Source organism: Coraliomargarita algicola (assembly GCF_033878955.1).
GTDB classification, from domain to species: Bacteria; Verrucomicrobiota; Verrucomicrobiia; order Opitutales; family Coraliomargaritaceae; genus Thalassobacterium; species Thalassobacterium algicola.
On the sequence record NZ_CP138858.1, the window covers coordinates 4,249,606 to 4,275,390 of the forward strand.

Annotated in this window: 27 protein-coding genes; 13 read left to right on the top strand and 14 right to left on the bottom strand. The window is 51.8% G+C overall.

What is annotated here, in order from left to right; translation table 11 throughout:
• Positions 1–112 precede the first annotated feature (112 nt).
• Positions 113–943, bottom strand: a complete 831-nt coding sequence (locus SH580_RS17435) for an AraC family transcriptional regulator (RefSeq protein ID WP_319835019.1) — start codon at positions 941–943, stop codon at positions 113–115.
• Positions 944–1,028: 85 nt separating this feature from the next.
• On the opposite strand from SH580_RS17435, the gene SH580_RS17440 reads away from it, so the two are divergent.
• From SH580_RS17440 to SH580_RS17495, 12 genes are all read left to right on the top strand, one after another.
• Positions 1,029–1,583 carry an FAD-dependent oxidoreductase gene (locus SH580_RS17440; RefSeq protein ID WP_319832101.1) on the top strand — a complete coding sequence of 185 codons (555 nt, stop codon included), beginning with the start codon at positions 1,029–1,031 and terminating at the stop codon, positions 1,581–1,583.
• A gap of 35 nt (positions 1,584–1,618) precedes the next feature.
• Entirely contained in the window at positions 1,619–3,877 is a 2,259-nt protein-coding gene (locus tag SH580_RS17445) for an FAD-dependent oxidoreductase (RefSeq protein ID WP_319832102.1), read from the top strand.
• A gap of 81 nt (positions 3,878–3,958) precedes the next feature.
• Positions 3,959–4,630 carry a polysaccharide deacetylase family protein gene (locus SH580_RS17450; RefSeq protein ID WP_319832103.1) on the top strand — a complete coding sequence of 224 codons (672 nt, stop codon included), beginning with the start codon at positions 3,959–3,961 and terminating at the stop codon, positions 4,628–4,630.
• Between the two features lie 77 nt (positions 4,631–4,707).
• Positions 4,708–5,325 carry a hypothetical protein gene (locus SH580_RS17455; RefSeq protein ID WP_319832104.1) on the top strand — a complete coding sequence of 206 codons (618 nt, stop codon included), beginning with the start codon at positions 4,708–4,710 and terminating at the stop codon, positions 5,323–5,325.
• 50 nt (positions 5,326–5,375) lie between these two features.
• The gene (gene lpxA, locus SH580_RS17460) at positions 5,376–6,164 is read left to right on the top strand and encodes an acyl-ACP--UDP-N-acetylglucosamine O-acyltransferase (RefSeq protein WP_319832105.1); all 789 of its coding nucleotides are present in this window, start codon (positions 5,376–5,378) and stop codon (positions 6,162–6,164) included.
• Complete coding sequence (pdxA, locus tag SH580_RS17465; RefSeq protein ID WP_319832106.1) at positions 6,157–7,104, top strand: 4-hydroxythreonine-4-phosphate dehydrogenase PdxA; 948 nt, start codon at positions 6,157–6,159, stop codon at positions 7,102–7,104. Before lpxA ends, pdxA begins: the two co-directional genes overlap by 8 nt.
• A gap of 34 nt (positions 7,105–7,138) precedes the next feature.
• A complete protein-coding gene (locus SH580_RS17470; RefSeq protein WP_319832107.1) occupies positions 7,139–7,510 on the top strand; it encodes a HesB/IscA family protein in 372 nt (123 codons plus the stop codon).
• A gap of 174 nt (positions 7,511–7,684) precedes the next feature.
• Positions 7,685–8,353, top strand: a complete 669-nt coding sequence (gene infC / locus SH580_RS17475; RefSeq protein WP_319832108.1) for a translation initiation factor IF-3 — start codon at positions 7,685–7,687, stop codon at positions 8,351–8,353.
• 96 nt (positions 8,354–8,449) lie between these two features.
• Positions 8,450–9,397, top strand: a complete 948-nt coding sequence (locus SH580_RS17480; RefSeq protein WP_319832109.1) for an N-acetylmuramoyl-L-alanine amidase family protein — start codon at positions 8,450–8,452, stop codon at positions 9,395–9,397.
• A gap of 3 nt (positions 9,398–9,400) precedes the next feature.
• Entirely contained in the window at positions 9,401–11,122 is a 1,722-nt protein-coding gene (locus SH580_RS17485) for a TIGR03790 family protein (protein WP_319832110.1), read from the top strand.
• 162 nt (positions 11,123–11,284) lie between these two features.
• On the top strand, positions 11,285–12,175 hold the full coding sequence (locus SH580_RS17490; protein ID WP_319832111.1) for a ParA family protein: 891 nt from the start codon (positions 11,285–11,287) through the stop codon (positions 12,173–12,175).
• Between the two features lie 15 nt (positions 12,176–12,190).
• Complete coding sequence (locus tag SH580_RS17495; protein ID WP_319832112.1) at positions 12,191–13,135, top strand: hypothetical protein; 945 nt, start codon at positions 12,191–12,193, stop codon at positions 13,133–13,135.
• Here the strand turns inward: SH580_RS17495 and SH580_RS17500 are convergent.
• Positions 13,132–14,451, bottom strand: coding sequence for a 3-deoxy-D-manno-octulosonic acid transferase (locus SH580_RS17500; RefSeq protein WP_319832113.1), 1,320 nt, complete (start codon positions 14,449–14,451; stop codon positions 13,132–13,134). The two genes, SH580_RS17495 and SH580_RS17500, sit on opposite strands and share 4 nt — an antisense overlap.
• A 97-nt stretch (positions 14,452–14,548) precedes the next feature.
• On the opposite strand from SH580_RS17500, the gene SH580_RS17505 reads away from it, so the two are divergent.
• Positions 14,549–15,568, top strand: coding sequence for a metal-dependent hydrolase (locus SH580_RS17505; protein WP_319832114.1), 1,020 nt, complete (start codon positions 14,549–14,551; stop codon positions 15,566–15,568).
• On the opposite strand, the gene SH580_RS17510 is transcribed toward SH580_RS17505, so the two are convergent.
• The 12 genes from SH580_RS17510 to SH580_RS17565 all read right to left on the bottom strand — a co-directional run bounded on the left by SH580_RS17510 (position 15,565) and on the right by SH580_RS17565 (position 25,761).
• Positions 15,565–16,110 (bottom strand): acyloxyacyl hydrolase, encoded by a 546-nt coding sequence (locus tag SH580_RS17510; protein WP_319832115.1) that lies wholly within the window; start codon positions 16,108–16,110, stop codon positions 15,565–15,567. The genes SH580_RS17505 and SH580_RS17510 overlap by 4 nt on opposite strands.
• Positions 16,111–16,555: 445 nt before the next feature.
• Positions 16,556–17,050, bottom strand: coding sequence for a PIN domain-containing protein (locus tag SH580_RS17515; RefSeq protein ID WP_486599291.1), 495 nt, complete (start codon positions 17,048–17,050; stop codon positions 16,556–16,558).
• Entirely contained in the window at positions 17,047–18,120 is a 1,074-nt protein-coding gene (locus SH580_RS17520; RefSeq protein ID WP_319832117.1) for a helix-turn-helix domain-containing protein, read from the bottom strand. Before SH580_RS17520 ends, SH580_RS17515 begins: the two co-directional genes overlap by 4 nt.
• Before the next feature lie 122 nt (positions 18,121–18,242).
• Positions 18,243–19,112 (bottom strand): GIY-YIG nuclease family protein, encoded by an 870-nt coding sequence (locus SH580_RS17525; RefSeq protein WP_319832118.1) that lies wholly within the window; start codon positions 19,110–19,112, stop codon positions 18,243–18,245.
• A gap of 11 nt (positions 19,113–19,123) precedes the next feature.
• On the bottom strand, positions 19,124–19,921 hold the full coding sequence (locus SH580_RS17530; RefSeq protein ID WP_319832119.1) for a hypothetical protein: 798 nt from the start codon (positions 19,919–19,921) through the stop codon (positions 19,124–19,126).
• 2 nt (positions 19,922–19,923) lie between these two features.
• On the bottom strand, positions 19,924–20,583 hold the full coding sequence (locus SH580_RS17535; RefSeq protein ID WP_319832120.1) for a YiiX/YebB-like N1pC/P60 family cysteine hydrolase: 660 nt from the start codon (positions 20,581–20,583) through the stop codon (positions 19,924–19,926).
• Positions 20,580–22,226 (bottom strand): type I restriction-modification system subunit M, encoded by a 1,647-nt coding sequence (locus SH580_RS17540; protein ID WP_319832121.1) that lies wholly within the window; start codon positions 22,224–22,226, stop codon positions 20,580–20,582. Before SH580_RS17540 ends, SH580_RS17535 begins: the two co-directional genes overlap by 4 nt.
• 33 nt (positions 22,227–22,259) lie before the next feature.
• A complete protein-coding gene (locus SH580_RS17545) occupies positions 22,260–22,643 on the bottom strand; it encodes a four helix bundle protein (RefSeq protein ID WP_319832122.1) in 384 nt (127 codons plus the stop codon).
• Positions 22,633–23,646 carry a virulence RhuM family protein gene (locus SH580_RS17550; RefSeq protein ID WP_319832123.1) on the bottom strand — a complete coding sequence of 338 codons (1,014 nt, stop codon included), beginning with the start codon at positions 23,644–23,646 and terminating at the stop codon, positions 22,633–22,635. The genes SH580_RS17545 and SH580_RS17550 overlap by 11 nt, the downstream gene beginning before the upstream one ends.
• Entirely contained in the window at positions 23,646–24,794 is a 1,149-nt protein-coding gene (locus SH580_RS17555) for a PDDEXK nuclease domain-containing protein (protein ID WP_319832124.1), read from the bottom strand. The genes SH580_RS17550 and SH580_RS17555 overlap by 1 nt, the downstream gene beginning before the upstream one ends.
• A 17-nt stretch (positions 24,795–24,811) precedes the next feature.
• Positions 24,812–25,597, bottom strand: a complete 786-nt coding sequence (locus SH580_RS17560) for a DUF1828 domain-containing protein (RefSeq protein ID WP_319832125.1) — start codon at positions 25,595–25,597, stop codon at positions 24,812–24,814.
• Positions 25,594–25,761 (bottom strand): hypothetical protein, encoded by a 168-nt coding sequence (locus tag SH580_RS17565; RefSeq protein WP_319832126.1) that lies wholly within the window; start codon positions 25,759–25,761, stop codon positions 25,594–25,596. The genes SH580_RS17560 and SH580_RS17565 overlap by 4 nt, the downstream gene beginning before the upstream one ends.
• Positions 25,762–25,785 lie beyond the last annotated feature (24 nt).

The following is a 25,785-nucleotide window of genomic DNA, read 5'->3' on the forward strand; positions in this document are numbered from 1 at the left end:
TACTGATCTATCTCTAGTGCACGAGTGTGTAGTCGTGAGTGGCTACTACCTGGGGAGTCAGATGCTTGTGAGTCCGTCGGAAATTGATCCATTCAATTTCCTATTCTACGGGCTAGAGTGGAGTTTTCCGTGTGCGCCATACAGTTGGTGTCACGTTGGTGTGTGCGCGGAACCATTTGATGAAGTGTGAGGCGTCGAAGAAGTCCAGGCGGGCCGCGATTTCTTTGACTGAAAGTTGGTTGGCAAGTAGCCAATCCTCGGCGGCTCTGAGTAGTTGTGCTTCGCACCATTTACGAGGTGTGAGCCCGGTTGCTGATTTGAAGATACGATTGATTTGAGCTTTTGATAGCCCGATTGTGGTCTGGAGTTGTGCATAGTCGATCGGCTGGATGCTGGGACGCTGTCCGATGATGGCCATGATCTCTGAGACGCGCGGATCTATGGGGGCTGTGGCTTGTACACCCATGGCTTCACGATTCTTATGCCATTGGTAGAGCCATTCGGAGAAATACTGACTGCGGCGGCAAAGTGTCGCCGGGCTCGATGGGTGCGTCTTCGTCCTATGGATTGCTTCAAAGGCGCAGAGGGCTTCCGCACTCTTGAGCAGTGCTGTGTCCTCCTTTGGGTGGTCCGTGCGCAGTCCTAGCCGTGGCGGGATAAAGTGTAATCCGCGCCAGTTGAGTCGGAAGCGAATCGAGATGAGCTCTGCATCGCGGGAAAAGTGATGCGATCGGGTGGTGAAGGGGTCCATGAATGCCCAGTCTCCTTTGTGCAGATGTCGCGTGCTGTCGGCGGTTGTGAGCTCCACGCTTCCTTTGCGAATATACCAACTTAGGTAGGCGATTCCGGTGTGGTTCTTTTGTAGTCTGTATTCTTCAGGCACTTTCCCGTCGTAGGTGGGGCCGATCTCATAGTGGTAGTCTGTGTTAAACGAAAGAATCATCGTGAGCAAAATATACTATTATATGCATTTCCTGTATATCTTATAATCCTTGTTTGTTTACAGTGTCCAAAGTTATCGTATATACATGGAATCTACTTTCACCCCTTCGCATACGACCCCTGTGGTCGCGACTGTTGATGTTTTAATTATTGGTGGCACTTCGCAAGCAGTGTTGCTGGCATTGTCTTTGAAAAAACAAGGTGCATCTGTGTATTTGGTGGCACCGAGATCTTATTTAGGAGAAGATATTTGTGCGGCGTATCGTTTTTGGCCTGAAGCTGTCGCAGGTAATGCGCTGTCGCAAGAGCTATTTGGTGATCTCGTTGAGCCGCCTACGCCAATGCATGTGAAGCTGACTTTGGAGCAACACTTGATTGATCTTAAAATACCATTCCTGTTGAATTGTTTTCCTGCGGGATTGCTCCGAAATGAGGAGAGTCAAATCTGTGGTGCGGCGATTGCCAATCGTTCCGGGCATCAGGCGATCCAAGCACGCTTGGTGGTGGATGCGACTTTGGAGGCCAGCGTTTTGCGGCTTGCCGGTTGCGAGGCGGTTTATACGCCGACAGGACAACAGGATGTTGAATTTGTGACGGTCTGTGAAGGTGCAGGTGTGTCGGCTGAGGGGGTAAGTTATTAGAGTGCTTACCTGGTTATGAATGCGAGGACTTTACTTTGACAGCGCGTCGCTATCGAGTGGAAGTTGATTTTGGAACCGGCACCGCGAGCGAGCAGGCGCGTGCTTATAGCTCCGCTGTCGATGCGTGCTGGGTGCCGACGGAGTATCGGCATCAGATGGCATTGACGGTGTTGCGTGAGCCTTCAGTGCAAAGCGCGGATGTGCAGAAACTGATGGTGGCGGAGGGATTGTTGGCGTTGACGGAATCGGCCCGCTTAGCCGAGGCTGCGGAAACCGTGTGGCTGAATCCGATTGCAGGCATGTGCGCCGCGGAGGCGATTGCGCCGCAAGTATTTGAGGCCTTGCCAGTCGCATCCTTTGATTCGCTACACGTTTCGTGTGCTGGCGCGCAAGCGCTTGAGTCGGGGGAGGTACGCACCTTGCGCGATGCTTTGCGCCCCGGTGCTGTGACGGCGCAGCAGCTTGCTTTTGACCCGACCTGTTTGCCGGTGCTGGATACTTTTGACGTCGTGGTTGCGGGCGGTGGCACGGGAGGCGCGCCGGCTGCAATTAGCGCGGCGCGAGCAGGTGCGCGCACACTGGTTGTGGAGGTGACTTCAGCTTTGGGAGGAGTGGGCACCATGGGGCAAATCGCCACTTACTGGTGCGGCAACCGGGTGGGTTTTACGGCTGAGATCGATGCCGGCGTGAAGGCATTGGAAACGAAAGAGTATTATCAACGGCAAGAAGGTGTCTGGTCGGTTGCGGCTAAGTGTCAGTGGTATCATAAAACTGGATACGATCTTGGGTGCACGTATTGGCTGAATACACTCTGTGTGGGCACCGTAGTGGAAGGCGATCGAGTCACTGGCTTGATCGTGGCGGGGCCTTATGGCTATGGGCTGGTGCATGCCGGCTGCATTGTCGACAGCACGGGCTGCTCCGATATCCCTGCAGCGGCAGGTGCGCCGACTTGTGTGATCGGCAAGGAGCATGTAGCGGTGCAAGGCACGGGTCTCGCGGGCATGAAGCCGGGGCGGGAGTATCATAATTCGGATCATAACTTTTCGGATGATACCGATGTCACCGATGCGACTGCGTTTTTTGTGAGTTCTAAGCTGAAGTTCAAAGATGATTTTGATTGCGGGGAACTGGTGGACTCGCGTGAACGTCGTCAAATCGTCGGTGATTGCTCGCTCTCGCCGGTAGATATACTGATGAATCGGCGTTCTTCAGAGACGATCTGTGTGGCTACGTCGAACTTCGATTCGCATGGCTTTACCGTCGATCCAGTCTTTATGTTGGTTCCGCCGAATAAGGACCCGCTGTGGGCTGATATACCGTTCGGGTGTTTTTTGCCGCAGGGTTTGGATGGAGTGTTGGTGACCGGCTTAGGCGTGAGTGCGCATCGTGATGCCTTGCCAGTGATTCGGATGCAGGCCGATGTGCAAAACCAAGGCTACGCCGCTGGACTGATCGCGGCTCGCTCGGCGGAGGCTCAGTGCCCCGTGCGTGCGGTTGATCTAGGTGCGGTGCAGCGACATCTGGTGGACATCGGTGGACTGCCCGAACGTGTGTTGACGGATGTGGATAATTTTCCGGTCGATGACGCGACTTTGCAGCATGCCATCGAGCATGACTGGGACACGCTGACAGGCGTCTCGCTGATGTTGAACGAGGGCGCGCGTAGTCTTCGTCTAGTCGGTCAAGCCTACTCGGCTATTCGTGGGCAACGTTCGGCGCAAAGTTTACGCTATGCTCAGGTGCTGGCGCAGCTTGGCGATGCGAGTGCCCAAGCAGAATTAATTGCGGAGATTTCAGACCGTGACTGGGATGATGGCTGGCGATTCCAAGGCATGCACCAATTTGGTAAAAACATGTCGGAGTTGGATTCGCTGCTCGTGTGTCTAGGCTGCTGCGGCGATGCGGAGGCATGGCCTTGTCTGATCGCCAAACTGGAGACCTTGCCCGAGCAGGCGGCGTTTTCACACATCCGAGCTTTGGCCATGTCGATCGAGGCACTCCAGCAGCGTAGCCCGAACGGTCAAGTGGCTCCGATGGTCGCCGAGATCCTGAATCGCAAAGCTTATCGTGGGCATGCGCAGGCTGATTTGCTGGATGTGCAGTCGGCTCTGAGTGATGATATTAATGAAAACAAGGTGCGGGATCATGCCTTGCGCGAGCTACACTTGGCTCGATTGCTTTACCGTTGTGGTGATTACAATGACCTGGGGCGTGATGTGTTGAGAGAATACGCATCTGATTGTCGTGGGCATTTCGCCCGTCACGCGAAGGCGCTGTTGGAGGAGTCATGAAGGTGGTATGATCATAGAATACTTGGCATTGCTTAATAGGAGCTTGAAAAGACGAGGCCTCTTTTATTCACTCACTTGTATATGCTTAAAGTCGTTCAATGCTGGGATGATGGAGTGAATGACGACATTCGCTTGATCGAAATTTTACGTAAACATGGCGCCAAGGCCTCTTTTAATCTGAATCCCGCGACACATGGTGAATTGCGGCAGGGCGCTTACAGTGAGCGTTGGGAGAAACGAATCGAGCGTTTGGCGCGTCATGAGCTGAATGATGTGTATGCGGGCTTCACGATTGCCAATCATTCCATGACGCATCCGTGGCCGACTCAGATCTCCTTAGCCGATTGGCGAACTGAGGTGGTGGATGCGCGAAAGATTTTACAGGACTGGTTTCAGCAGGAGATTCTAGGTTTTGTGTACCCTTACGGTGATTGCGATGCGGCGACTGCGGAGGTCGTGCGGGAGGCGGGGCACCTGTATGCGCGCACAACGAAGAATGCGACGCCTTGTATGCCAGTGGCAGATCCAATGATGTTGCATGCAGATTGCCATTTTCATAACGAGCGTTTTTGGGATTTATATGCTCAGGCAAAGGCTTCCGAGGCGGGCGTCTTTTATTTCTGGGGGCATAGCTTTGAACTCTGCACGGAGGGGGAGTGGGCCGACTTTGATGCCAAGATCGCACGTATTTCGGCGGATGCGGAGGCGCAGTGGGTTGAATTGCCAGACTTATTTGCCTGTGAGTCGTGCTAGGAGGCTGCCAGCTTAACGAGTGACTGGTGGTCGCATGTCATTGACGTTTAAGCAATTTAGGCATTTATTTAGGAGGCATGGCAGGCTTTGACGAAAATATCGTGCGGGAGTATTTTGAGCTGAATGGCTTTTTTGTGCGGCAGTTGCGCAAGTATTTGGTGCAATCGCGCAAGAAGCGGGCAGATGAGGAGATTGATCTTGTTGTGTATAACCCCAATGCACCATTGGATGGTGCGCCGGGCGATTTTCAGCTTTTTTCGGCAGATATGGTAAAGGTTCGGCGGGCGATTGTGGTGGTGAAAGCCTGGCACAGCTCGCGTTTTACGCCTGCGATGCTTAAGAGTAGCTCACGGGTATTTGACTTTTTAAAGAAAGATGTGCTGCGCAATGCGGAGAGTTATTTTCGATTTGATGATTCGGAGGTGGACCCCGAGGTCGTGAGTGCGGGGCAGTTTACCAAGATTCTGGTATTGCCGAGCTTGCCGACGAGTGATCCTTTGCGTTCTGAGAGCATTGAACTGCTGAAGGCTGGTGGCGTGGACGGCATTATTACCTTTAGTACGATTTTGGAGAATTTGCTGCGAAATGTTGAGGTGAACCACAGTTATCAAAAGTCCGATCTTTTGCAGTTAATGCGGATCTTAAAAATATATGATATGGTTAAGGAGCCGCAGCTGAATTTGTTTAATGAGTAGTGGATTGTGACGGATTGACAATTTGAACGTGTCGTGAGTTTGTTTGAATTATGAATATCCATGAAACTGCAATCGTCGATCCATCGGCTGAAGTGGGCGAAGGCACCTCTATTGGTGCAGGTGCTTTGATAGAATCGGGCGTCCGCATCGGGCGTGATTGTAAGATCGCGGCGTATGCGATCATTCGGAAAAATACGATCCTGGGCGATGAGGTGCAGCTGGATTCATTTTGTGTCGTCGGCGGCGAGCCCCAATCTGTTGGTTTTGATCCTTCATTGGAAAGCACCGTGGTAATTGGCAATCGGGTGGTGCTTCGTGAGGGGGTGACGGTCAGTCGTCCGCAGACCGCAGGTGCGCAAACAGTGATCGGTGATGATTGTTTTATTATGGCGAATGCACATGTCGCGCATGACTGTGAGCTGGCGCCAGGTGTGATCATGGTCAATAATGTTATGCTAGCGGGGCACGTTCAGGTTGGTGAAAAGACTGTGATCGGTGGAGGTGCAGGCATTCATCAGTTTTGTCGAATTGGGGCATATTGTATGATTGCCGGAAATGCTTCAATCACCGCAGACGTGCCACCTTATGTGATGGCGGCGGAGCGCAGCGAGGCGCATGGCTTGAATCTGGTGGGCTTGCGGCGTGCAGGATTTGAGCAGCGCGAGATCAAAGATTTGAAGCGTTGCTACCGAGCAGTCTTTTTTGGTGGAGGTAATCTGAAGAAGAAGGCTGCTGAAGCTGCACGCGAAACCGAGTTTGGCACGACGCCAGCCGGGGCTCGTTTCTTAAGTTTCTTCGACTCGGGTAAGCGTGGTTTTATTGTTTCGACCCGTGATTAAACCAGATAGATCTTTACCGCTGGCAATTACATGCGGAGATCCTGCCGGGATCGGTCCTGAAGTCATTGAGGCGGCTCTACAAAGTGACGCTTTACGTGGCGAGGACTGCGTGGTGATTGGACCCGCCAATTGGGGCACCCATTTGGCAGAAGGTCTGGGGCTTCGTTTTGAGGCGGTGGGCCGTGAGGGGGCGTGCACGTATGTGGCTCAGCCAGGTGTGCCAACGATTGAAGGGGCGCGCCTGACACTGGCTGCAATGGAACAAGCGGCGGCGGGTTGCCGTGAGGGGCGTTTTCGTGGGGTGGTGACGGGGCCGGTGAGCAAGCATTGGTTGCAGCAAGCAGGCTTTCAATTTCCAGGGCAGACTGAATTTTTTGCAAATGCTTGGGGCGGTGATCCGACCATGGCCTTTGTGGGGCAAGAGTTGCGGGTGGTGCTGGCGACCTGGCATATCCCGCTGCGAGAGGTTTCGGAGGCTTTGGATGCCGCTTGTCTTGAAAAGGCGGTGCGCCGTGCCTACGCGCTGGCGCAACAGCTTGGATGCGAAGAGCCTCGTATCGGTGTGTGTGGGATTAATCCACATGCAGGTGAGGGAGGCATCTTGGGCAAAGAGGAACTGGAGGTGCTTGATCCGGCCTTGGATCGTATGCGTCTGGCGATGCCGGGGCTTTCCAGGTGTTTGCCGGGGGATACTGTTTTTTATCGGCAGCGGAAAGGCGATTTCGACGTGGTGGTGGCGGCCTATCATGATCAAGCCTTGGCCGCGGTGAAGACGCTGGAATTTGACGCAGCTGTAAATTTGACTCTGGGCTTACCCTATGTGCGCACCAGCCCCGATCATGGCACTGCTTTTGACTTGGCGGGGCAGGGACGCGCGAATCCCGCGAGTTTTGCGGCGGCGCTGGCTGTGGCGCGCGAGTTGACTGGAACCTCTGCTTGACGCGCGGGTTGTTTTGCATACCGCTCTATCTTGCATGGTAGATACTATTGAAGTTCCTGAAGGCGTGCGCCTGGGTAATGAGAAACTGGTTCTGGTGACGGAAGCGGCGGGCGCGAAATTGTGTTCGTTGATTGAGCGCGAGCAAAAGGGCGATTATCTACGTGTCAAAATCACGGGTGGTGGTTGCAATGGCCTTAGCTATAAGATGAAGTTTGTGGCTGAGCCTAAGCGAGGAGATATTCTGGTTCGTTCGTCGGGGGCACAGATTCTGGTGGACACTAAAAGTGCGCTCTATCTGCGCGGCACACATCTCGATTATTCTGATAAAATGGTCGGCGGTGGCTTTAAGTTTAGCAATCCCAACGCTAAATCTAGCTGCAGTTGTGGTGAAAGCTTTAGTATTTAGGGTTGAAACGTAGAGAAGAGGGCATAAAGCTAGTGTTTCTTGAATGGTCAATCAACCAAAACTATGACGGCATAACGCGATGTAAAACGAAGTAGCCACCGCTACGCTTCGCTGATGCTTTGGGCTCTCCTTCGCAGCACTCACTTTCAAGAAGTTAATACTCAGAATCAATTCATGCCAAAATACCCGAACTCACGCGGCAAATATCAAAACCGTAACCGTGGCCCTAAAGGGCTCAGAAGAAACGATCGCATTCGCGCGGCTGAAGTGCGAGTGATTGGTCCCGAAGGCACCAACCTCGGTGTGATGCCTCCTCGTAAAGCGCTGGAACTGGCAAAAAAGGTGGGGCTTGACTTGATTGAAGTCTCCCCGTCAGCGCGTCCTCCAGTGTGTCGTATACTAGACTTTGGTAAATTTCTCTATGAGGAAAGCAAGAAGGCCAAAGATACTAAGCAAGCCAGCACCAAGTTGAAAGAGGTTAAGTTCCGCGTCGGTATTGGTGAGCATGACTTTGTGACGAAGTTGCGTCGTGCTGAAAGTTTCCTCGACCATGGTAATAAGGTTAAGTTGACGCTTCAATTCCGTGGACGTGAGAACGAGCACCGTGAATTAGGTTTCGAACGTGTGAAGTTGGCCGCGCAGGAGCTGGTGGGAGTGGCGACTGCCGACTCGGAGCCAAAGCTTGTGGGGCGTCAAGTTACACAGATTTTGTCGCCGTTGCCGGAGTCGAAACGTGTATTGAAGTTCAATGCGCCTGATCACGAACTCGATGAAAGTGAAGATCACGACGAAGACGACTTTGAGCCAGAAGACGAGGCAGAGGTCGAAGAAGCACAATCTTAGAGCATCGCGAGGGCTTGAGCTATGCGGGTCGGTGCTCTTCAAGCTAGTTATATCCGATTCGCCTCATTTGCTCCGTTCATTGTAATCGCATTGCTGATGACAGTCACTTCGGAGACGGTCGCTCAGCGGTTCGAAATTCAGCACGAAGGTCGCAGCTACATAGATCTCGCTACGGCAGGAGGGCAGCTCGGGATGAAAGCCTACTGGCTTAAAGGGTATAAAACCTTCCGCCTTCGAAGTCAGTGGACGAACATTGATGTCGGGAAGGCAAAGCGAATTCTTTATTTAAATGATCTTCCGATTTATATCGGATTTCCCACGCTTGAGTCGAGTGGTCGCCTTTACATGGCCAAGGCCGACTACCAGCATGTCCTACAGTCGATTCTTACGCCACAGACCTTTGCCGGGAAGCCTGGCTTACGACGCATTGTTATCGATGCGGGGCACGGGGGAAAGGATGTCGGCGCTAAGAATGACGCTTATCGACTCTACGAGAAAACACTAACGCTGGACGTGGCGCGCCGATTGCAATCCTTGTTACTGCGAGCTGGTTACGAGGTCGTCATGACGCGGGATAGCGATGTCTATATTCCGTTGGAGCGTCGCCCGCAGATCGCTAACCGGGAAAACGGTGATCTTTTTATTAGTATTCATTTCAATGCGGCCGCATCATCCACTGCCGAGGGATTTGAGACCTTTGCGTTGACTCCGCAGTATCAGGCGTCGTCGAAATATTCCAAACCCGGGCGTGGCGATAGCACGCGCTATGATGGAAATGAGCAGGACCCTTGGAATGCATTACTTGGCTATCACATCCAGCGCTCGTTGGTGCAAGGCGTCGGAGGGCCCGACCGAGGCTTGAAACGTGCGCGGTTTTTAGTCATCAAACATCTCGAGTGCCCAGGAGTCTTAGTCGAGCTCGGCTTTGTTTCCAATCCGGGCACTGCGCATAAGCTGCGAACCACGGCTTTTCGTCAAACGCTTGCACAAAGTCTCTATGATGGCATTGTCCGCTATGGCAAGCGCCTCCAACGTATCCCTTAGCCTATGTCTTTATTAAAAAAACTTCATTCTTGGTATGTGTGTGTCGGTCGCTCTCTTTGTGTGGGTAACGGAGATTCTGTTTATCCTGAGCGCCGCCGCCACTTGCCGACGACTGCCATTTTTATGGTGCTTTGCCTGCCCAGTCTGCCCGCCCAAACGAATCAAGCTTTGGCAGATTCGATGGTCATCGTGGTCAATCGTAATGATCCTGACTCCCTCGCGATTGGGCAATATTATGCGAGTCAACGTGGGATCCCCGAGTCACGCATCGTTGAGCTGAGTGCACCAACAGAAGAGACGATTAGTTTGACTGAATATGTCGAGACCGTCGCCAACCCCTTGCTCAATGCCTTGCTTGATCATGAATGGGTCAAGGGAGTCAAAGACGGGAGCAAGGATCATTATGGCCGCGAGCGTTTGTCGGTTTCGATCCATGATATATCTTTTGTGGTGCTGATTAAGGGCGTGCCCTTACGTATCGCGAACGATCCTGCGCTACTCGAAGAGGACACGGCCAATTTGCCCAAGCAGTTTCGAGTCAATAACGGTTCAGTTGATGGGGAAGTCGCGTTATTGCTCGCGCCTCCTCGCACTTCGATGACTGCGTTAATGCCCAATCCCTATTTTGGGAAAAGCTCCGTGGCCAAGACTGATGCCAATCGAGTCTTGCGCGTGAGCCGTCTGGATGGGCCGAGCCAGGCAAAGGTGATCAATCTCATTGATCGCACACTTGAAGCCGAGCAGATTGGTTTGATGGGGCGTGCTTATATTGATACGGGGGGCCCTCATGAGAAGGGAGATGCTTGGATCCGCGCTGCAGGTGAAATGGTGGAGTCGGCCTACTTTGATACGGATTTTGAGACTAGTAAACGCGCGATGGACTACAGCGATCGTCTTGATGCGCCCGCGATCTATATGGGCTGGTACCGTACGCATGCTCAAGCTCAATGGCGTGCGCCTAAGTGGCCCGTGCCTGCGGGGGCGATTGGTTTTCATCTACATAGTTTTTCCGGCACATCGGTGCGTGATAGCAAAACATGGTTGGGTGCGTTTATTGCGCAGGGCTATTGTGCGACGGTGGGAAACGTCTATGAACCTTACCTGGAATATACGCATCGTCCACAAGTGCTATTGGCGCATCTCATGGCTGGTGGAAATTTCGGCGAAGCCGTGGCATTAAGTTTGCCAGCCTTGAGCTGGCAAAGTGTTGCGATTGGTGACCCGCTCTATCGTCCATTTAAGGTCAGCCTCGAGGAGCAACTAAAAGAGTCCAAAGATACCACATTCGCTGCCTACGCCAGTATCCGGGAAAGCAATCGACTACTCGCGACGGAGGGCAGCGAAGCCGCCATCGCCTTTGCGCGTTCCAGGTTTGTATCGCAGCCGTCGCTGGCATTAGCCTATCGCTTGGCGCAGCTCTATGCAGCTGCTGGCAAGGAACGAGAGGGCGTGGAGGCGCTCAAAATTATTCGTTATATTACAAAATTCTCGGTCGATGAATTCGTATTGGTGCAAAAAATTGCAAATTTTCTACACAAGCACGATGAAAGCGAATTGGCACTCAGGCTTTATAAGAATATTTTAGAGGAGCGCGATCTCGACAAGCGTCTAAAGATTTCGCTCTACGAAGGTGGTGCTCCCGTGGCTCAAGCTTCAGGAGAGGCAGCCCTATCTTCGCATTGGTTATTAGAGGCCCGTAAGTTAAAGACGCCCCCGAAGCCTTGAATTGTAGTCCGGGCATCGAAACGAGTTCCTCGTTCCGCAACGTGGGGTGGTTTGTATTTCTGTCGCGAAGCAGGAACTGCTTTCGATTGCTGGGCTTTTAACTCATTTTTAATCAGATGTAGGTTGTCTCCGAGCCAAGTTGCGCATTGGATCGGAACTGCAATGCCTCGAAAAATTAGCTTTATCAATTATAAGGGAGGAGTCGGTAAGACTTCTTTGGTCGTGAATATCGCCGCCTCGCTTGCGCAGGCAGGCAAGCGAGTGCTCTTAGTCGATCTCGATGCGCAGTCAAATTCCAGTATTTGGTTGATGCGCTTGGATCGTTGGAATCCGCTGAATACGGCCGATGCGGGGCATCTTTATTCTATTTTTGAACCTGCGGTTTGTCGTTTGCGTGATTGCATTGTTAAAAATGTGGTTCGTGGTAAAGAAGGGGAGGCTTTATTACCAGGATTGGATATTGTACCGACAACGTTTACCTTGGTCGATTTGGAGCATGACTATGAGGCTCCGGATGGGCGGCCTGCCTTTGCGATTTTTCAAGAACAATTGGCCGAGGTGGAGGATGATTATGATTTTATCCTCTTCGATTGTCCTCCAAATGTGCTGTATTCTGCTCAGTGTGGTGTGTTTTGTAGTAGTGAGATCTATGTGCCAGCCAATCCGGATGCTTTGAGCTTGATCGGATTTACCCTTTTGGTGGGGAAGTTGCAGCAGTTTCATCATCTGTGTGCGAGCTTTCGAGTGGCGGGTATGCAACCACAGGCACAGGTGCGTGGAGTTATTTTTAATTCTATTAAAAACAACGTGGATATCGACGTGCCCAAGATGCGTATGCAGTTTCGTATCAATCAATTTAAAAATCAGGGGAGAGTGGCTAAGGATTGTCGTATTTTTGATGCAAATGTGCGCGATGCGATTGTTGTGCGCAGAGCCGTTACTCTGGGCTTGCCGGTAGGCTTGGTCGGTAACGTTAAAAAGGAGGAATCCGTGCGTGATGATTATACGGTCGTCACGCAAGAGTTACTCGACACCGCAGAGACATCGATATAACTGTATTCATAAAAAATGAGCGAAGCACCCATAGAAAAATACTCCGCTGAAGAGTGGAATCACATCCGTAAGCGGTTCTTTAATTCTATCTTGAATGATACCGAAATTGCCAAATTAGGGCAGAATGTCGGTATTTCATGGCCGTTTAAGGGGAAGGGCGAGACTGCTGAAAAATACATCGAGTATGATTTTGAAGAGCTTCAGTCGGTTCCTGGCTTGGTGGGGAAGCAGCGTCGCATACGTATGTTGATGGATATTTTGCGTGAGACGCTTGCCTTCGACGATCCCTTTTCAGATATGGTGGATACGGTTGAAACGGAAAGTGAAGTGGATGATACTTTTGAGCGTATCTTAGCGAAACTAGAAATTCCTCCCAGTTATCCCTGCGAGTTTGTACATTTTGAAGAGGGCACACGAGAGCTGCTCCGGGACGAAGGAGTGAATACCTTGATCGAGGTGATTCACTTTGGGCAAAAGATTGCTCGTAATGTAGTGGTCGGTGGCGATTTAAAGACCTTTCTTAATGGGCTGGCACATAAGGACGAGCTCGGTATTGCCAAGCACCTGCCATATCGTCGTGGCATACGTGGTTTGCACCTGGCTGAAGCGATCGGATTGATCGCTGCGGATTTGCCGGAGGCGGCTCAATTACAGTTGCTTTCGCAGTCAGATACCAGCCTGACGGATGCGGAGCGCGCATTATTGGCAAAGGCGAGCCAGCTAAATGTAGAGGCTACGATTAAGGCAGCTGTCGATCGCGTGGGTAAAGTGGGGGAGTGGTTCACCGCTGAGGCCAGTGATTTGAAGCAGGTTTTTAGTACCGGAGGCTCTCCTGAGCGATATTTTATAATGATTAACAATCCGCGAGTGGAGCGCATGGCCATCGAATTAGCCAAGATGCAACTGGGCATCGTTGATGGTAAGAAAACAGGCTTCCTCGGGAAGCTTTTCGGCCGCTAAACTTGATTTTTCGCCAGCGGTTCTGGGAGCGTCGCGAGCAGGTGCTTGGCGATACGCTGGCTACTACCACGATTGCCCGAGTGCCATTTGAGGCCTGCCTGCTGCATCGCTGCGAGTGCGTGCGCATCCTGTGCTAGTTGAAGTATTTCGTGTATCAGTTCTTCTGAGTTTTCTATTTGCAGTGCGGCGCCCGCGTTTACAAGAGAGCGGGCGACGTCCTTAAAGTTATTCATGTTGGGGCCCATTAATATCGGCACGCCGAGGCCTGCCGCTTCGATTGGCGTCTGTCCTCCTTGATTGGGGGCTAGGCTTTTGCCGATGAAGGCCAGGTCGGCCGCCTGGGTGAGTCGTGTCAGTTCGCCGGTAGTATCCGCTAGGTGAATGCGTAGATCCGTTGGTGTCGCTTGGCCTGAGGAGCGCTGATGCCAAGTCAGTTCTTGGGCTTTTAACAAGCTCACGATTTCTTCTGCACGTTCCGCGTGGCGAGGCACGAGAAGCAAGCGGCAATCGATACCGCTCGCGATCAATGCGCGTTGTGCTTGCAAGAGGATCGCTTCTTCGCCGGGCCATGTGGAGGAGCCTAATAGGACAAAGAGCGGGAGCTCTTGGCTTAGGAAACCTAGGCTTTGACGCAAGGCCTTGCGCTCTTCTGGTGAGTGAGGCTGGCCGATCGAAACGTCGAATTTGATACTGCCGGTAGAACGGATACGCTCTGCTGGGCAGCCCAGCTGCGTGAGTCGTGAGTGATCGAGTTCGCTTGCGGCGTAGATGGCGCTAAATTTTTTGAGCATCCGGCGGGCGAGAGTCGGCAGCTTTTGGTAACGGCGAAAGCTGGTGTCGGAGATACGTGCGTTGACTAAGTAGGCGGGGATTTTACGTTTACGGGCTTGATGCAGATGCTCCGGCCAGAGTTCGCTTTCGGTCAAGACAATGGCACTGGGCTTTACGCGGCTCCACGCCGCGCGCTGAAACAGCCAAAAGTCGAGTGGGAAGATTCCGATGCTCAATACATTGTCACTATAGCGTTTGCGTGCTTCTGCGTAGCCAGTGCTGGTGGTGGTGGTGAGCACGATCTCGATGTGTGAACTTTGTTGTAGTGCGTCGATTAGGGGGCCGATTGCCAAAACTTCACCAACGCTAACTGCTTGTAACCAAATACGTTGCTTCCCTTTGGGGACGGGGGGCAGGCGATGAAAGCGTCCGAATCGGTGTTGGAAACTCTTACGGTAGCCGCCACGTCGCCACATCCGTAGGGCGTAGTAGGGGAGAGCCAGAATGAGCGCAGGTAAATAAAGTAGCCGATAGAACCAAATCATGTCAGCTACGATATGACGCTTCTTCCTATATCATTGAAAGGATAAAAGAACTGCCGCTTCGACTTGCAGATGTAATGGCTCGTGCCAGCTTGGGGCCATGGATCCTTTAACACAAGCGAGTGTCGGTGCAGCGGCTGCAGCCTTGGTCTGTCGTAGAGCCGAAACCAGACAGGCTCTATTGCTGGGGGCATTGGCAGGCGCTGCACCTGATATCGATGTGTTGATTCGCTCGGACTCCGATCCCTTGCTGGCCTTGCAATTTCATCGACATTTTACGCACGCCCTGGTGGTGGCTCCATTGATCGGGCTGATTGTGGCAGCTCTTTTTAAAGGTCTTTTCTTTTGGAAAGACTGGCCTTTCCGGCGTTTGGCATTGTTTACAGTCTTGGGGACGCTGACGCACGGGCTGATTGATGCCTGCACCAGCTATGGCACTTTGCTGTATTGGCCGATCAGTTCGCATCGTGAGTCTTGGGATATTATTTCGATCATCGATCCCATTTTTACTCTGCCATTGTGCCTGTTGCTGGTGCTCTCCTTCGCTTTTCGTCGACCTCGATTGGCACAGATCGGGCTGCTCCTCTGTTTGCTCTATTTCAGCTTGGGAATTTATCAACGCAGTCAGGCTAGTCGGTTTGCCGATCAACTCGCGCAAGCGCGTGGGCATTCACCGCAGGAGCTCACCGTGCGGCCATCGTTTGGGAATATTGTGCTATGGCGCATTGTTTATCGTTCCGGCGAGCGTTACTATGTCGATGCCGTGCGCACTCTTCCATTTACAGCGCCGCGGCATTATCCCGGTAGTTCGGTAGATGTATTCAGCCCTGCGTCGGCGGAGCGTATTTTACCGATGGATAGTGTGCATGCCGGAGATGTGGCACGGTTTCGTTTCTTTTCTCAGGGATACCTCTATCAGTATCCACACCAACCTGATGTCGTTGGTGATTTACGTTATGCCATGTATCCAGACTCCATCGAGCCACTTTGGGGCATCCGACTCGACCCTGCGCAAGGTGAGCAACATGTTCGCTTCGAGCATTTTCGAGATCCATCACAGCGCGCTTTTGAACGACTGTGGTTGATGATTCAGGGCAAAGCAGTGCCTGTGCTGGATTAAAATTTGTAGGCGATACTAACCGTGTGCATGTCGAGTCCCGGATTGGGGGAGTCGGTGTCTGCATTCGAGGTATGCTGGAAGCGGTAGCCCACGGTCCAAGTCTCGTCAAACTGCCAGTTTAAGCCGATGCTACTGGTAAATTGGAAATGTCCACCGATATCATGTAGGTCATAACGATCCTCTGAGTAGAGTGAAGGGCCCGAACTGAGCACCACGCTGATAGGAGAATCGCCGTAGTGTATTTCCGCGACCGGAGCGATGCGGAAATAGACCGCGTTCTTGTCTTCACCACTCAGGCCACCGATGGCGCTTTCAATATCTAGATCCAGGCGGATACGATCACTTAGATCCCAGCTCCAGCCTGTGTTGATCGTTGCAAAGGCTTCGTAACTGACCAGGTCGATTTGAGATTCAGTATCGACGCCGATTCGAAGTCCAGCATTAGAAAAGAAGCAATTCGTTTCGTTTGCTGCGAGAGGGCTGAGGGCCAGAGCAAGTGAGGCGCTAGAGATCTTTAAAAGAGAAACTGCGGCAGTTTTCATAGTAATAGGATTTATAGACTAAATGTAGGTGCATGCTAATTTGAGTTATTGACGCGTCAATATTTCAAGCATCTGATCGCATTTTTATCGAGTCAAAGCCTCTGCGAAGCCCGTTTCTTGGCCTGCCTGGGCGTAGTTTTCGAGGGCGTGTGGAGTTCGGCTTGGGGCTTTGCTGCTCGACGCCCGCACATGCCATTACATTACGCCGTGCCAGGCTTCGTTCGCCGAAACCAGTTTCGGATAAAGCCTGGCGGAGAGGGAGGGATTCGAACCTAGTAGTAACGATTCTTATTTTTCACTGTTTTTCACTAATAGTTACTAATGATAACTTTATGGATTTTTGGTAAGGCATAGGGGTGCAGTGAAATGAGGTGAATTGAAGCGGTTTTGACAAATAATTGGCAAATAATTACGTGGCATAGATTTGATTTGTGGTTTTCCGAAATCACCCAGCCCAATTCAGTAGTCGTCTCTCAATCTCTCTTTTAGGTAAACGGGGATTTTTCTCACTTAGCTGGCTCAATTTGTCATGGGCATCTGAGTGAGAGAGTAGGGCGACACTTACTAACTGGTCAAAGACCCAAAGTATGCCGCAAACTTCCACGCTAGCGCTTTCAGCAGTTCTTCGTAGTTTGCCGTCTCCTGTTAGCAAAGATGCTTCACGTTCTTCAGCTAGCTTTAATACCGAGCGATCTGGCACGCTTAAGCCTGGAAGCTCTAATGATTGCAATCGAAGGTAGTCTAAGGTGCCGATTTCAACGACATGAAGTGCGTCCTGTGCGATCATCGCTTTACAGACTCTCTTTTGCTCGGTTTCGTTGATTTCGTTTAACACGAGTGAAGTCGTGATGACCTCAAGCTCTAGGCGAAAGAAGAGCTCAAAGAGGCCACAATCAATCAGATCGATCATGATGTTAGCATCTTGGACGACGAGCCTCATGCAACAATCAGTGTGTCTTTTAGAAATGCGTCATAAGGCACATTCAGCAGTGAGGCGGCCTTGCTGCCAGTGATGACTTCCTCTGCGTAGCTTCTTAAAGCGAGCTGACGAAACCGCTGCGGGCGCTCGGCCATGGCGTAAGTTCCTGGCTCCTTCTTTTTAAAGCCGCGTTCCCTCAGATTAATGCTAAAATTACGGTGCCGCTCTTCGGATAGAATCTTTAAATCTTTGGCTCGATAGGCGATCGCAGCGATCGACATGCCCCATTCTTCCTTTAGGCTAATTAGCTCTTGAATGGTGAAATGGTGGCGACGTTCACCGAAGTGAGCCTTGAAGGCGTCCGTCGGAAATAGCATGGCCGAAGCGAAACGATTGCACAGTCTTTCGACTTCTTTGGTATCAAATTTTTCTGGTATCTGCAGAAGCAAATGTCCCAACTCGTGCAGGAGGGTAAAGCGCAACCGGCAGGTGTCCTGAATATTGCGGTTCACCAGCATAAAGGGGATATCGTCGGCCCAGGCTGCTAAGCCGTCAAAGCTCTCTGGCGCATCCGCTTCAAGGACTCTAATTCCCCGTTCTTCCAGCATTTCGACCACTTGTGGGATGGGGTTGCCCCCGAGATTCCAAGCATCGCGCAAACGCTCTGCAGCTGCTTCCACATCTGCGAGGGTTTCGATGCGTATCGATTTCAACGGATTTTCAACCTCTATCGAAGCTCCAGCTATGGACTCCAATTCCAAGTAGCGATCCAAGCCCACTTGCGCTTGCTGTAAAACTGAGGTTTCTTCTCGCACTTTGAGTTTCGACTTTCGCTTACGAAACTCAGGCTGAGCGATTTCAGCCCGGATCGGCTCGAATAAGAAATCCAGCCGCACATTGAGCACCGAGGCCAATGCTTGTAACACGGGCATCTCAGGCAGTCCATTGCCTTTGCCTTTCTCCCAGTTGCTTAAGGTTTGGTAGCTCACCGCTTTCTCTAGGCGCTCAGAGAGCGCACGCAGCGACAAGCCCGACATCTTACGTGCCCCTTTCAATCGCTGCGGAAAATGATTCCAAAATTCTGCCTCCATATTGCCCATTTGACAAAATGGACGTATTTTTGTGTTTTTGTCAAGCGACTGTTGTTGGTCCGGCACTTTGTAGTGCTGACCTTACAGCTGTGAGATTCTTTTTTGATCGATCTGTTTAAGCATCAGTCGGCTTGTTTGACCTTCCTCAAGGTCTTTCCCGCTTTGTTCTTCCAAGAGACCCAGCCATTTGCCGTGCGTGCGAGCACGATGGCGGCGGCACCGCTTGGCGATTTAAAAGGATAGTCTTCCGTCAATTCGTAGCTCTCTCCTTTATCAACGAGTATTCCGTTTTCTACTAGCTTGTCGCGCTTTCTTGCGACGGGGTTATCTTTGGCACTATCGACAAAGTCTTTGCGGCAAAGGCTACCAGCCCGCACAACCATTCCATCTGTGGTTAAAACAGCTTTCGCATTCGCAGTAGGTCCTTTCAAAAACCATTCGGTTTCATCCTCTCCTTTTCCCTTTTTTCCCCCGCCCCCAGAAATCAAAGGCTCAAAAATCGGATAGCCGAGGCTCTGCAGGAGTAGGGCGCCGGTCTCGAAGATTTCTTCGACCTCGGCATGGATCGCCTCGGTCACAAAGGGCTCACTGCCGGCATTGCCATTTTCTAACTTGTAACGGTTTGCTTTGCTGGCCTGGGCGATTGCTTGCCACTCCATCCATTTGATGTGTGCCTGGGTGAACGACTGTGTTCTCGACACTAGGATCACGGCCCGCGTCCAAAATTCTTTGTTCGCATCGTGGCTTCTGAGTCGCTGCTTGAGGTCTTCCGTCTGCCCGATGTAGGCCAATGGCTTACTGCTATCGTCCTCGCCGCCGAAGAGGAAGTAGGTGCCCACATACTGCGCTTCTGGACGCTCGAAAAACTGTTTCAAATGCGTGCGCGGCACCGAGATCGCTTGCACTATTCGTGTCGTTAATTCGGCAATCTGAATGCCGGCGGGCGTGCCTTCGGGGAGGAAGACTTGGAGTGTTTTTGGGGTGGGCTTCATTGCGATTTTGTTTATTTTAAATGCATTGTTGTATCTCGCTTAATGAGATTCGCCAGATCAGGTCTGTGTCGCTTGATGACATTATCGAATATTTCTTGGACGAAGTTTGCTACCCAATATTGAGAGTCTGCCTCTGGCGTGAGACCTGCATCCAAATATTCGATGTAGTCACCGGACATCATATAATGTCCCTGAGTGTAGAATAGGTAACCAAGGTGCCAAATGAACATATCTCTCAGATCCGCACCAAGCTGCTCGGCGGCTTCGGCTCTTTTTGGCACATGGACTTCTGGGTCATTTAGCAACACATAGCGGAATAAGTTGTAATGCGTGTGATCGTTACACTTGTCTCGTAATTGCTTATACTCGGCTTCTGAGAAGGCTTCCGATTTGACAGGAGCAGCTTTGGGAGACGCGTAGATATACTTTAACATTGGTCCCAATCTGGGTAGTTGGGCCTTACCCGATAGCCAATTGTGAATTTTTTCGACCAGAATCGACTCTCTTTCGAGGATCTTTTCCATGGTAGACTCTGCATCGAGATACAAATTTGTGTAGATATTAATTACGGAAGAGTCCGAATATTTTCTTAGCAGTGCATAAGCGTCGTTAATTTTTCCCTCTTTGAGGATCGTTTGTATCGACCCAATTGTATTTTGCATCGAGGAAAAAATATAGGAGTCGATATTGCCCGGAGCTCGTGTTCCCGTCGTTGCAAATCCACAAGTCGACTGTGCCAAACTTTGATAAAAGTTGATGTAGGTATCGAACTCTTCAAATGCCTGTGCGTTGTGAGATTCCCCCTCCATCTTTAGCATTTCGACGCTCCGAATGTTTCAGCGAAAGTCGGATTGTTGAAGAATTCGTCATCCTCTGGAATTTTAACATCATCATCTCTGCATAGATAGCCCAGAAAGGTTCCATAGGTTGGATCTTTTCCTAAAGCAACAGGTGTAATCGTATCACTCTTGTAGAATACAGCAGCGCTGGGGTTGATGAAACCAGTGGCTACAAAACAATCCGCAACAAATTCAGAACAAAAATATTCCTCTTTAATGCTAGGATCAGGCGAATACTCCTCTTCAAAGTATTTATTCAACTTTTCATGAATTGAGAGGCGGTGTTCTTCTTCATTGTCCGAGAAGTTACGTATTCCCCTGACGTTGTATTTGGCCGAAAGGACGCGATTTACGAACAGATTTAGATCTTCAACGTGCTGTTCACTCCAAGCATCTGGTTGTCTGAACACCGCAATATATGAGTAACCGGAGAGTATCTCTTCGATGCGTGCCTTCTTAACGCGTCGCCCGACTTCAGCCGCTTCCGCTTCACTAATACAGATCGCTGCATGTGTATACGGAGAACCAGTTTCGGATTCCACTTTATCTGCGCCTTGACCTTCTCCCTGGCAAAGCAAAACATCGCCAGCTCTAAGATCAAAGAGCCCGATTGTCTTTGCTGGATTACTCATTTGAGGTCTCCTTCGGGCAACAGCGGCAGCCCCAGCTCCTTCAAGAAGGCGTTGTGCTTCTTGGTCAATTCGTGGATATCCTTATCGGCATCGACAATCGATTTGTGGGTCTTAGCCAAGTCGATGATCGGCTCGGGTTCGGCGGTGCTGACGTAGCGGGTGATGTTGAGGTTGTAGTCGTTCTCTTTGATCTCATCCATGCTGACGCGGCGGGCGTAGCGTTCGATCGGCTTTTCGGGGCGCTCGATGTAGGTGTTGATGATTTTCTCAATGTCGTCGGGCTCGTCGTTCTCTCCGATGCGAAGGCGATTCTGGCGCTTGTCTTTGGCGTAGTGCTCGCTGGCGTTGATGAAGAGCACGTCGTCGGACTTCTTGCACTTCTTGAGCACTAGGATGCAGACGGGGATGCCGGTGGAGTAGAAGAGGTTGGCGGGCAGGCCGATGACGGTGTCGATGTGGCCGTCGTCGAGTAGCTTCTTGCGGATCTTGGCTTCGACGCCTCCGCGAAAGAGCACGCCGTGTGGTAGGATGATCGCCATGACGCCGTCTTCTTTGAGATAGTTGAACCCGTGCAGGAGGAAGGCGAAGTCGGCGGCTGACTTGGGGGCGACGCCGTGATTTTTGAAGCGAAGATCTTTGGCGGTTTCTTCGCCTGGGCTCCAGCGGAGGCTGAAGGGGGGATTGGCGACGACGGCGTCGAAGACTGGTTTTTTGGCGGGGTTCTCTTCGCGGAAGGCGTCCCACTCGTTGTCGAGTGTGTCGCCGTGGTAGATCTCGAACTCGGCATCTTTCACGCCATGTAGGAGCATGTTCATGCGGGCCAGATTGTAGGTGGTGATGTTCTTTTCCTGCCCGAAGATTTTACCGATGGTGCCACCGGCATCTTGAACTTGTCGGCGGATGTTGAGCAGCAGCGATCCAGAACCGCAGGCGAAATCGAGCACGCGGTCGAGTTTCTCGCGCTTGCCTGTCTTGGGCTCCTGACTGTCGAGGGTGACGATCGACGATAGGATGTTGGAGATCTGTTGCGGCGTATAGAACTCGCCTGCCTTCTTGCCCGAACCGGCCGCGAATTGGCCGATCAAATATTCGTAGGCATCGCCGAGGGTGTCTTTGTCGGTGGAAAATTCGTCCAAGCCTTTGGCGATTTCAGCAATGATCGTGGTCAGCTTCTTGTTGCGTGACGTGTAGTCCTTGCCGAGCTTTTCGGAGCCGAGGTTGATCTCGGAGAAGAGGCCGTTAAAGGTGCTCTCGAAGGATTTATTTTCGATGTATTTGAAGCCCGATTGCAGCGTGTTGAGCAGATCATCGTCCTGCGTGCGCGCCATCTCGGCGATGTGACTCCAGAGGTAAGGGGGCTCGATGACGTAGTGCACCTTGAGGCGCATCTGGTTCTCGAAATCGACGACGTCGTCCGCGTTTGCATCATACCAGATTTGTAGCGGGATGCGTGCGTCGTCCTCCTGTGGCGTCGGGTAGTCGCTGCCCAGCTCGCGTTTCACCGCATGGACATAATTGTCGGAGAGGTAGCGCAGGAAGAGGAAGGAGAGCATGTAGTCGCGGAAGTCATCCGCGCTCATGGCGCCGCGTAGCTGGTCGGCGATATTCCAGAGTGTTTTACCGAGTTCTTTTTGATCTGTCATGAAATTGAGAATTTAAAATTGAGAAGTGAAAAACTATTTTTGAGTTTTCGTATTTTTGACGATCGTCGTGAGGATCGCGGTGATTTGACTAGACTCGTCGAGAAGTTGTTCGAGCTGGTTTTCGGGAATGATGTCGGCCGCGACGAGAAGGCGAAGCCAATATTGAGTTTCGCGGGCCTCTTTTAGAGATATTGAGACTTTTGAGAGAAAGTCGGCTCTGCTTTGTCCTCCTTTAGATTCTTCGAGATTGGCACCTATCGATGTTCCGGAGCGGAGGAGTTGATTCGCTAAAGTTCGAGGGACACCTGGGCTTGTATCAAGCTGTTGGCACAACTTTACAATGCGCACCGCAAATTGAAATGCCCGTTCCGAAATCTCTTGGGGCTTCCGAGCTACTATATCTTTCTCAGTTCTCACTTCTAAATTCTCTATTTTTCAACTTGTTCTCGAGTGCTTTGAGTTCGGCCTCGTCTTCGAGGTCGGCTTGGCGCGCTTCTTCGGCTCTGCGCTGTTGGTCGTATCGTAAATAGAGTTCGGAGGTGCTTTGCTCCATTTGCTTGTGGCTGATGGAGCCGGCATCGGTGAGCAGGGGGAAGCCGTTGGAGCTGATGATCTGGTCGACGTTTTCTTTCCAGAAGTGCATCTGGGTTTCTTTGCGCATCTTGGCGCGCAGTTCGGCCGTTTCGAGGAAGATCACGACTAGGCGATTGAGGGTATCAATCTCGTCTTCGCTCAGGTAGTTCTTGGCGACGACGATGTCGGCCTTGCGCACCTTCGAGTCTTTCCAGGTCAGTAGTCCGAAATGCGAGTCTTCGGGATTCGCACGGGCGGTGACGAGTTCGGCGGCGGTCTTCTGAGTGACTGCGAACAGTAGCAGGTTTTGCACGGTTGCAAAAAACTGCTGGGTGGTGCGGTCGCTCTTGTCGTAGTCCGAGCTGAGGGCGAAGAGGTCGCGCACTTTCTGATAAAAGCGTTTTTCCGAAGCGCGGATATCGCGGATGCGCTCCAGCATCTCGTCGAAATGATCCGGGCGGCCATCGGGATTCTTGAGGCGTTCGTCGTCCATGGCGAAGCCCTTGAGTAAATACTCCTTGAGCACGGTGGACGCCCAGCGGCGGAACTGCACGCCACGCGGCGAGCGCACTCGGTAGCCGACGGCGAGAATAGCGTCTAGGTTGTAGAGGGTTAGTGGACGCTTAACTTCGCGATTTCCTTCTTTTTGAACTACCGAGGATTCCTCGGTAGTTGCTTCCAAAGTAAGTTCTTCATCGGCATAGATGTTCTTGAGATGCAGGCCGATATTGTCCGTGCTGACATCGAAAAGCTCCGCCATCTGCCGCTGAGATAGCCAGACGGTATCCTGATCCGCTCGCAGCTGGATCTGGCTTTTGCCGTCTTCGGTTGTGTAGAGAATTAGCATTAAGTTGCGTCGGTTAGAGGTGTCGCGTTGATTTCTTTTCGTAGAAAAGCCTCCAATTTCGCGCGTTCGGGCAGGGCGACTTTGTAGCTGGAGACGAAGAGATTTTCGTCCATGCCGCCTAGGGCGTATTCGACGAGCGTATGATCTTTATCGGTGCAGAGGAGCAGGCCGACAGGTGGGTTATCGCCTTCGCTCATTTCATGTTTGCGGTAGTAGTTCAGATAAGTGTTGAGCTGGCCTGCGTTGGAATGGGTGAATGGCTCCACCTTGAGCTCGATTAGCACATGGCAGTGCAGCTTCCGGTGGTAGAAGACTAGATCGATAAAGTAATCGCGGGCACCAATACGGATCTTCTTCTGACGATCCTCGAAGCAGAAGCCGCCACCAAGTTCGAGTAGGAAGTCTTGCAGGTGATCGAGCAGGGCGGTCTCCAGATCGTCTTCGCGGAACGCTTCCTTAGGTGTGAGCCCCAGAAATTCAAAGATGTAGGGATTTTTGATGATGTCGGCGGGTTGACTCAGGGTGGTTTCGGCAGCGGTGAGCCGCAGCAGTTTTTCCTTGTCGGTGGAGAGCCCCAGTCGCTCGAAGAGTAGCGAGCCGATCTGGCGTTTGAGTTCGCGCACCGACCATCCGCCTTTTATGCATTCGATTTCGTAGAAGGCGCGTTGCAGCGGATCATCAATGCGGAGCAGTTCGACAAAGTGCGAGAAGCTGAGGCTCTGAAAAAGAGTTTCGACGGGGATGGCGAACTCTGGGCGAGATTCCCCAGACGCTGTCTTGGGGATTCGTAAGTTGCTGCTTTGGAATGATTTTATGAATTCCGCAGGCACTGTCTGCGGAATGTCAGAGATGAGGCTGGGGAATTTCGCAGACAGTGTCTGCGGAATTGAAGGATACGCATGATAAAAGAGGCGACAGGCTTCTAAATTGCGTGTGGCTAGACCCTTGATGGAAAGTTCTTTGGCGATTTGTGGCATCAGCTTTTCGCCATATTCCGCGCGATCTTCTCCGTTCTGCTCGAATTCGACGATGTAGGCTCCCACCAGCCAATTGCGTAAGGTGAGGCCGACATTCGCGGACTGCGCGACGTGGCGCTTTAGCGAGCTATCCAGATCGCGGAGTTCGGTGACGAGCTGTTCGAGGTTCATGCTTGGGGTTCTGAAGGTTAGCGGATCGATTCTAAGACACTGTGAATGCGGTCGGTTTCGTCGTAGCCACAGAAGAGCTCGCATTCGGACTCGCCGATGTGGCGGCTGTAGGCGTCGATGACTTGGGTGTTGCGATCGTAGAGCATGATGGGAGCTAGGCCGGTGTAGGCCTTCTTGAGTTCGTGCCAGCGGAAGCCCCATTTTTCCATCGTTCCGGAGATGTCGCTCTTGGTTTTGATAAGCTGCACTGCCAGCGGGCGCTTTTCATTGACGAAATAATCGACGGTGACGCTTCGATCTTTGGTGATGCTCAGTTTGTGGTGACGCGTTGGCTCTAGCTGCGCGTCTTTGAAAGTTCGCTGCACGAGGTTGTCGGCGATGTTGGCTTCGGCAGGGCGCACCTCATGGAGGATTTCAAGGCGAGCGATGGCGGCGAGCCCTTCGGCAAAGACATGAATGTCGGCTGGCTCCAGTGGGACAGTTAACCAGCGATAGAGCACGCCGTTCTCCTCTTCCATAAAATGTTCAGCCCGGTAGCGCTTGAGGTGGGCACGCATCGCCTCGGTTGCGATATTGTGTCCGCGCGCGGTGAGCCAAGAGAGCGTCTTGCCCTGATCGGTGAGCAGGAAGCCTTTCGGCGTCTTCTGCTTGAGTTCCAGCGTGATTTGCCAGCCGTCCGGATAGGCGCAGGGCATGGTGAACGCGAGGCCGTCTGCTATGGGCTCGATTTCGAGGATGGAGTCCCAAAACGAGTTTAATTCAAGACGGAAGTTGGTTTCTGTTAATAAGCTATCTGCGCTCATGAAAATAAGTCGGTTTCCCACTTCCAGCCAAGATCGATTTTCCACATTTCTGCAGTTTGATTGATAAAGTCGCGGAAATCAGTTGGCGAGAATTCCGGTAATGGTTGATGGGCGCGGTATTTTTTGGCGTTGGTAGTTTCACACTTTCGCGTGCTGTTGGACATGGCTTTTTGCCTTATCCTGCGGCG

What these genes read in the sequence shown, in the direction of transcription:
- lpxA (WP_319832105.1), top strand. Translation starts at nt 5,376, where the DNA reads ATGAATATCCATGAAACTGCAATCGTCGATCCATCGGCTGAAGTGGGC.
- SH580_RS17550 (WP_319832123.1), bottom strand. Translation starts at nt 23,646, where the DNA reads ATGCTAATTCTCTACACAACCGAAGACGGCAAAAGCCAGATCCAGCTG.
- SH580_RS17555 (WP_319832124.1), bottom strand. Translation starts at nt 24,794, where the DNA reads ATGAACCTCGAACAGCTCGTCACCGAACTCCGCGATCTGGATAGCTCG.
- SH580_RS17535 (WP_319832120.1), bottom strand. Translation starts at nt 20,583, where the DNA reads ATGAGTAATCCAGCAAAGACAATCGGGCTCTTTGATCTTAGAGCTGGC.
- SH580_RS17530 (WP_319832119.1), bottom strand. Translation starts at nt 19,921, where the DNA reads ATGGAGGGGGAATCTCACAACGCACAGGCATTTGAAGAGTTCGATACC.
- SH580_RS17450 (WP_319832103.1), top strand. Translation starts at nt 3,959, where the DNA reads ATGCTTAAAGTCGTTCAATGCTGGGATGATGGAGTGAATGACGACATT.
- SH580_RS17440 (WP_319832101.1), top strand. Translation starts at nt 1,029, where the DNA reads ATGGAATCTACTTTCACCCCTTCGCATACGACCCCTGTGGTCGCGACT.
- SH580_RS17510 (WP_319832115.1), bottom strand. Translation starts at nt 16,110, where the DNA reads ATGAAAACTGCCGCAGTTTCTCTTTTAAAGATCTCTAGCGCCTCACTT.
- SH580_RS17520 (WP_319832117.1), bottom strand. Translation starts at nt 18,120, where the DNA reads ATGGAGGCAGAATTTTGGAATCATTTTCCGCAGCGATTGAAAGGGGCA.
- infC (WP_319832108.1), top strand. Translation starts at nt 7,685, where the DNA reads ATGCCAAAATACCCGAACTCACGCGGCAAATATCAAAACCGTAACCGT.
- SH580_RS17515 (WP_486599291.1), bottom strand. Translation starts at nt 17,050, where the DNA reads ATGAGGCTCGTCGTCCAAGATGCTAACATCATGATCGATCTGATTGAT.
- SH580_RS17480 (WP_319832109.1), top strand. Translation starts at nt 8,450, where the DNA reads ATGACAGTCACTTCGGAGACGGTCGCTCAGCGGTTCGAAATTCAGCAC.
- SH580_RS17565 (WP_319832126.1), bottom strand. Translation starts at nt 25,761, where the DNA reads ATGTCCAACAGCACGCGAAAGTGTGAAACTACCAACGCCAAAAAATAC.
- SH580_RS17495 (WP_319832112.1), top strand. Translation starts at nt 12,191, where the DNA reads ATGAGCGAAGCACCCATAGAAAAATACTCCGCTGAAGAGTGGAATCAC.
- SH580_RS17500 (WP_319832113.1), bottom strand. Translation starts at nt 14,451, where the DNA reads ATGATTTGGTTCTATCGGCTACTTTATTTACCTGCGCTCATTCTGGCT.
- SH580_RS17560 (WP_319832125.1), bottom strand. Translation starts at nt 25,597, where the DNA reads ATGAGCGCAGATAGCTTATTAACAGAAACCAACTTCCGTCTTGAATTA.
- SH580_RS17540 (WP_319832121.1), bottom strand. Translation starts at nt 22,226, where the DNA reads ATGACAGATCAAAAAGAACTCGGTAAAACACTCTGGAATATCGCCGAC.
- SH580_RS17470 (WP_319832107.1), top strand. Translation starts at nt 7,139, where the DNA reads ATGGTAGATACTATTGAAGTTCCTGAAGGCGTGCGCCTGGGTAATGAG.
- SH580_RS17505 (WP_319832114.1), top strand. Translation starts at nt 14,549, where the DNA reads ATGGATCCTTTAACACAAGCGAGTGTCGGTGCAGCGGCTGCAGCCTTG.
- SH580_RS17485 (WP_319832110.1), top strand. Translation starts at nt 9,401, where the DNA reads ATGTCTTTATTAAAAAAACTTCATTCTTGGTATGTGTGTGTCGGTCGC.
- SH580_RS17490 (WP_319832111.1), top strand. Translation starts at nt 11,285, where the DNA reads ATGCCTCGAAAAATTAGCTTTATCAATTATAAGGGAGGAGTCGGTAAG.
- SH580_RS17435 (WP_319835019.1), bottom strand. Translation starts at nt 943, where the DNA reads ATGATTCTTTCGTTTAACACAGACTACCACTATGAGATCGGCCCCACC.
- SH580_RS17455 (WP_319832104.1), top strand. Translation starts at nt 4,708, where the DNA reads ATGGCAGGCTTTGACGAAAATATCGTGCGGGAGTATTTTGAGCTGAAT.
- SH580_RS17525 (WP_319832118.1), bottom strand. Translation starts at nt 19,112, where the DNA reads ATGAAGCCCACCCCAAAAACACTCCAAGTCTTCCTCCCCGAAGGCACG.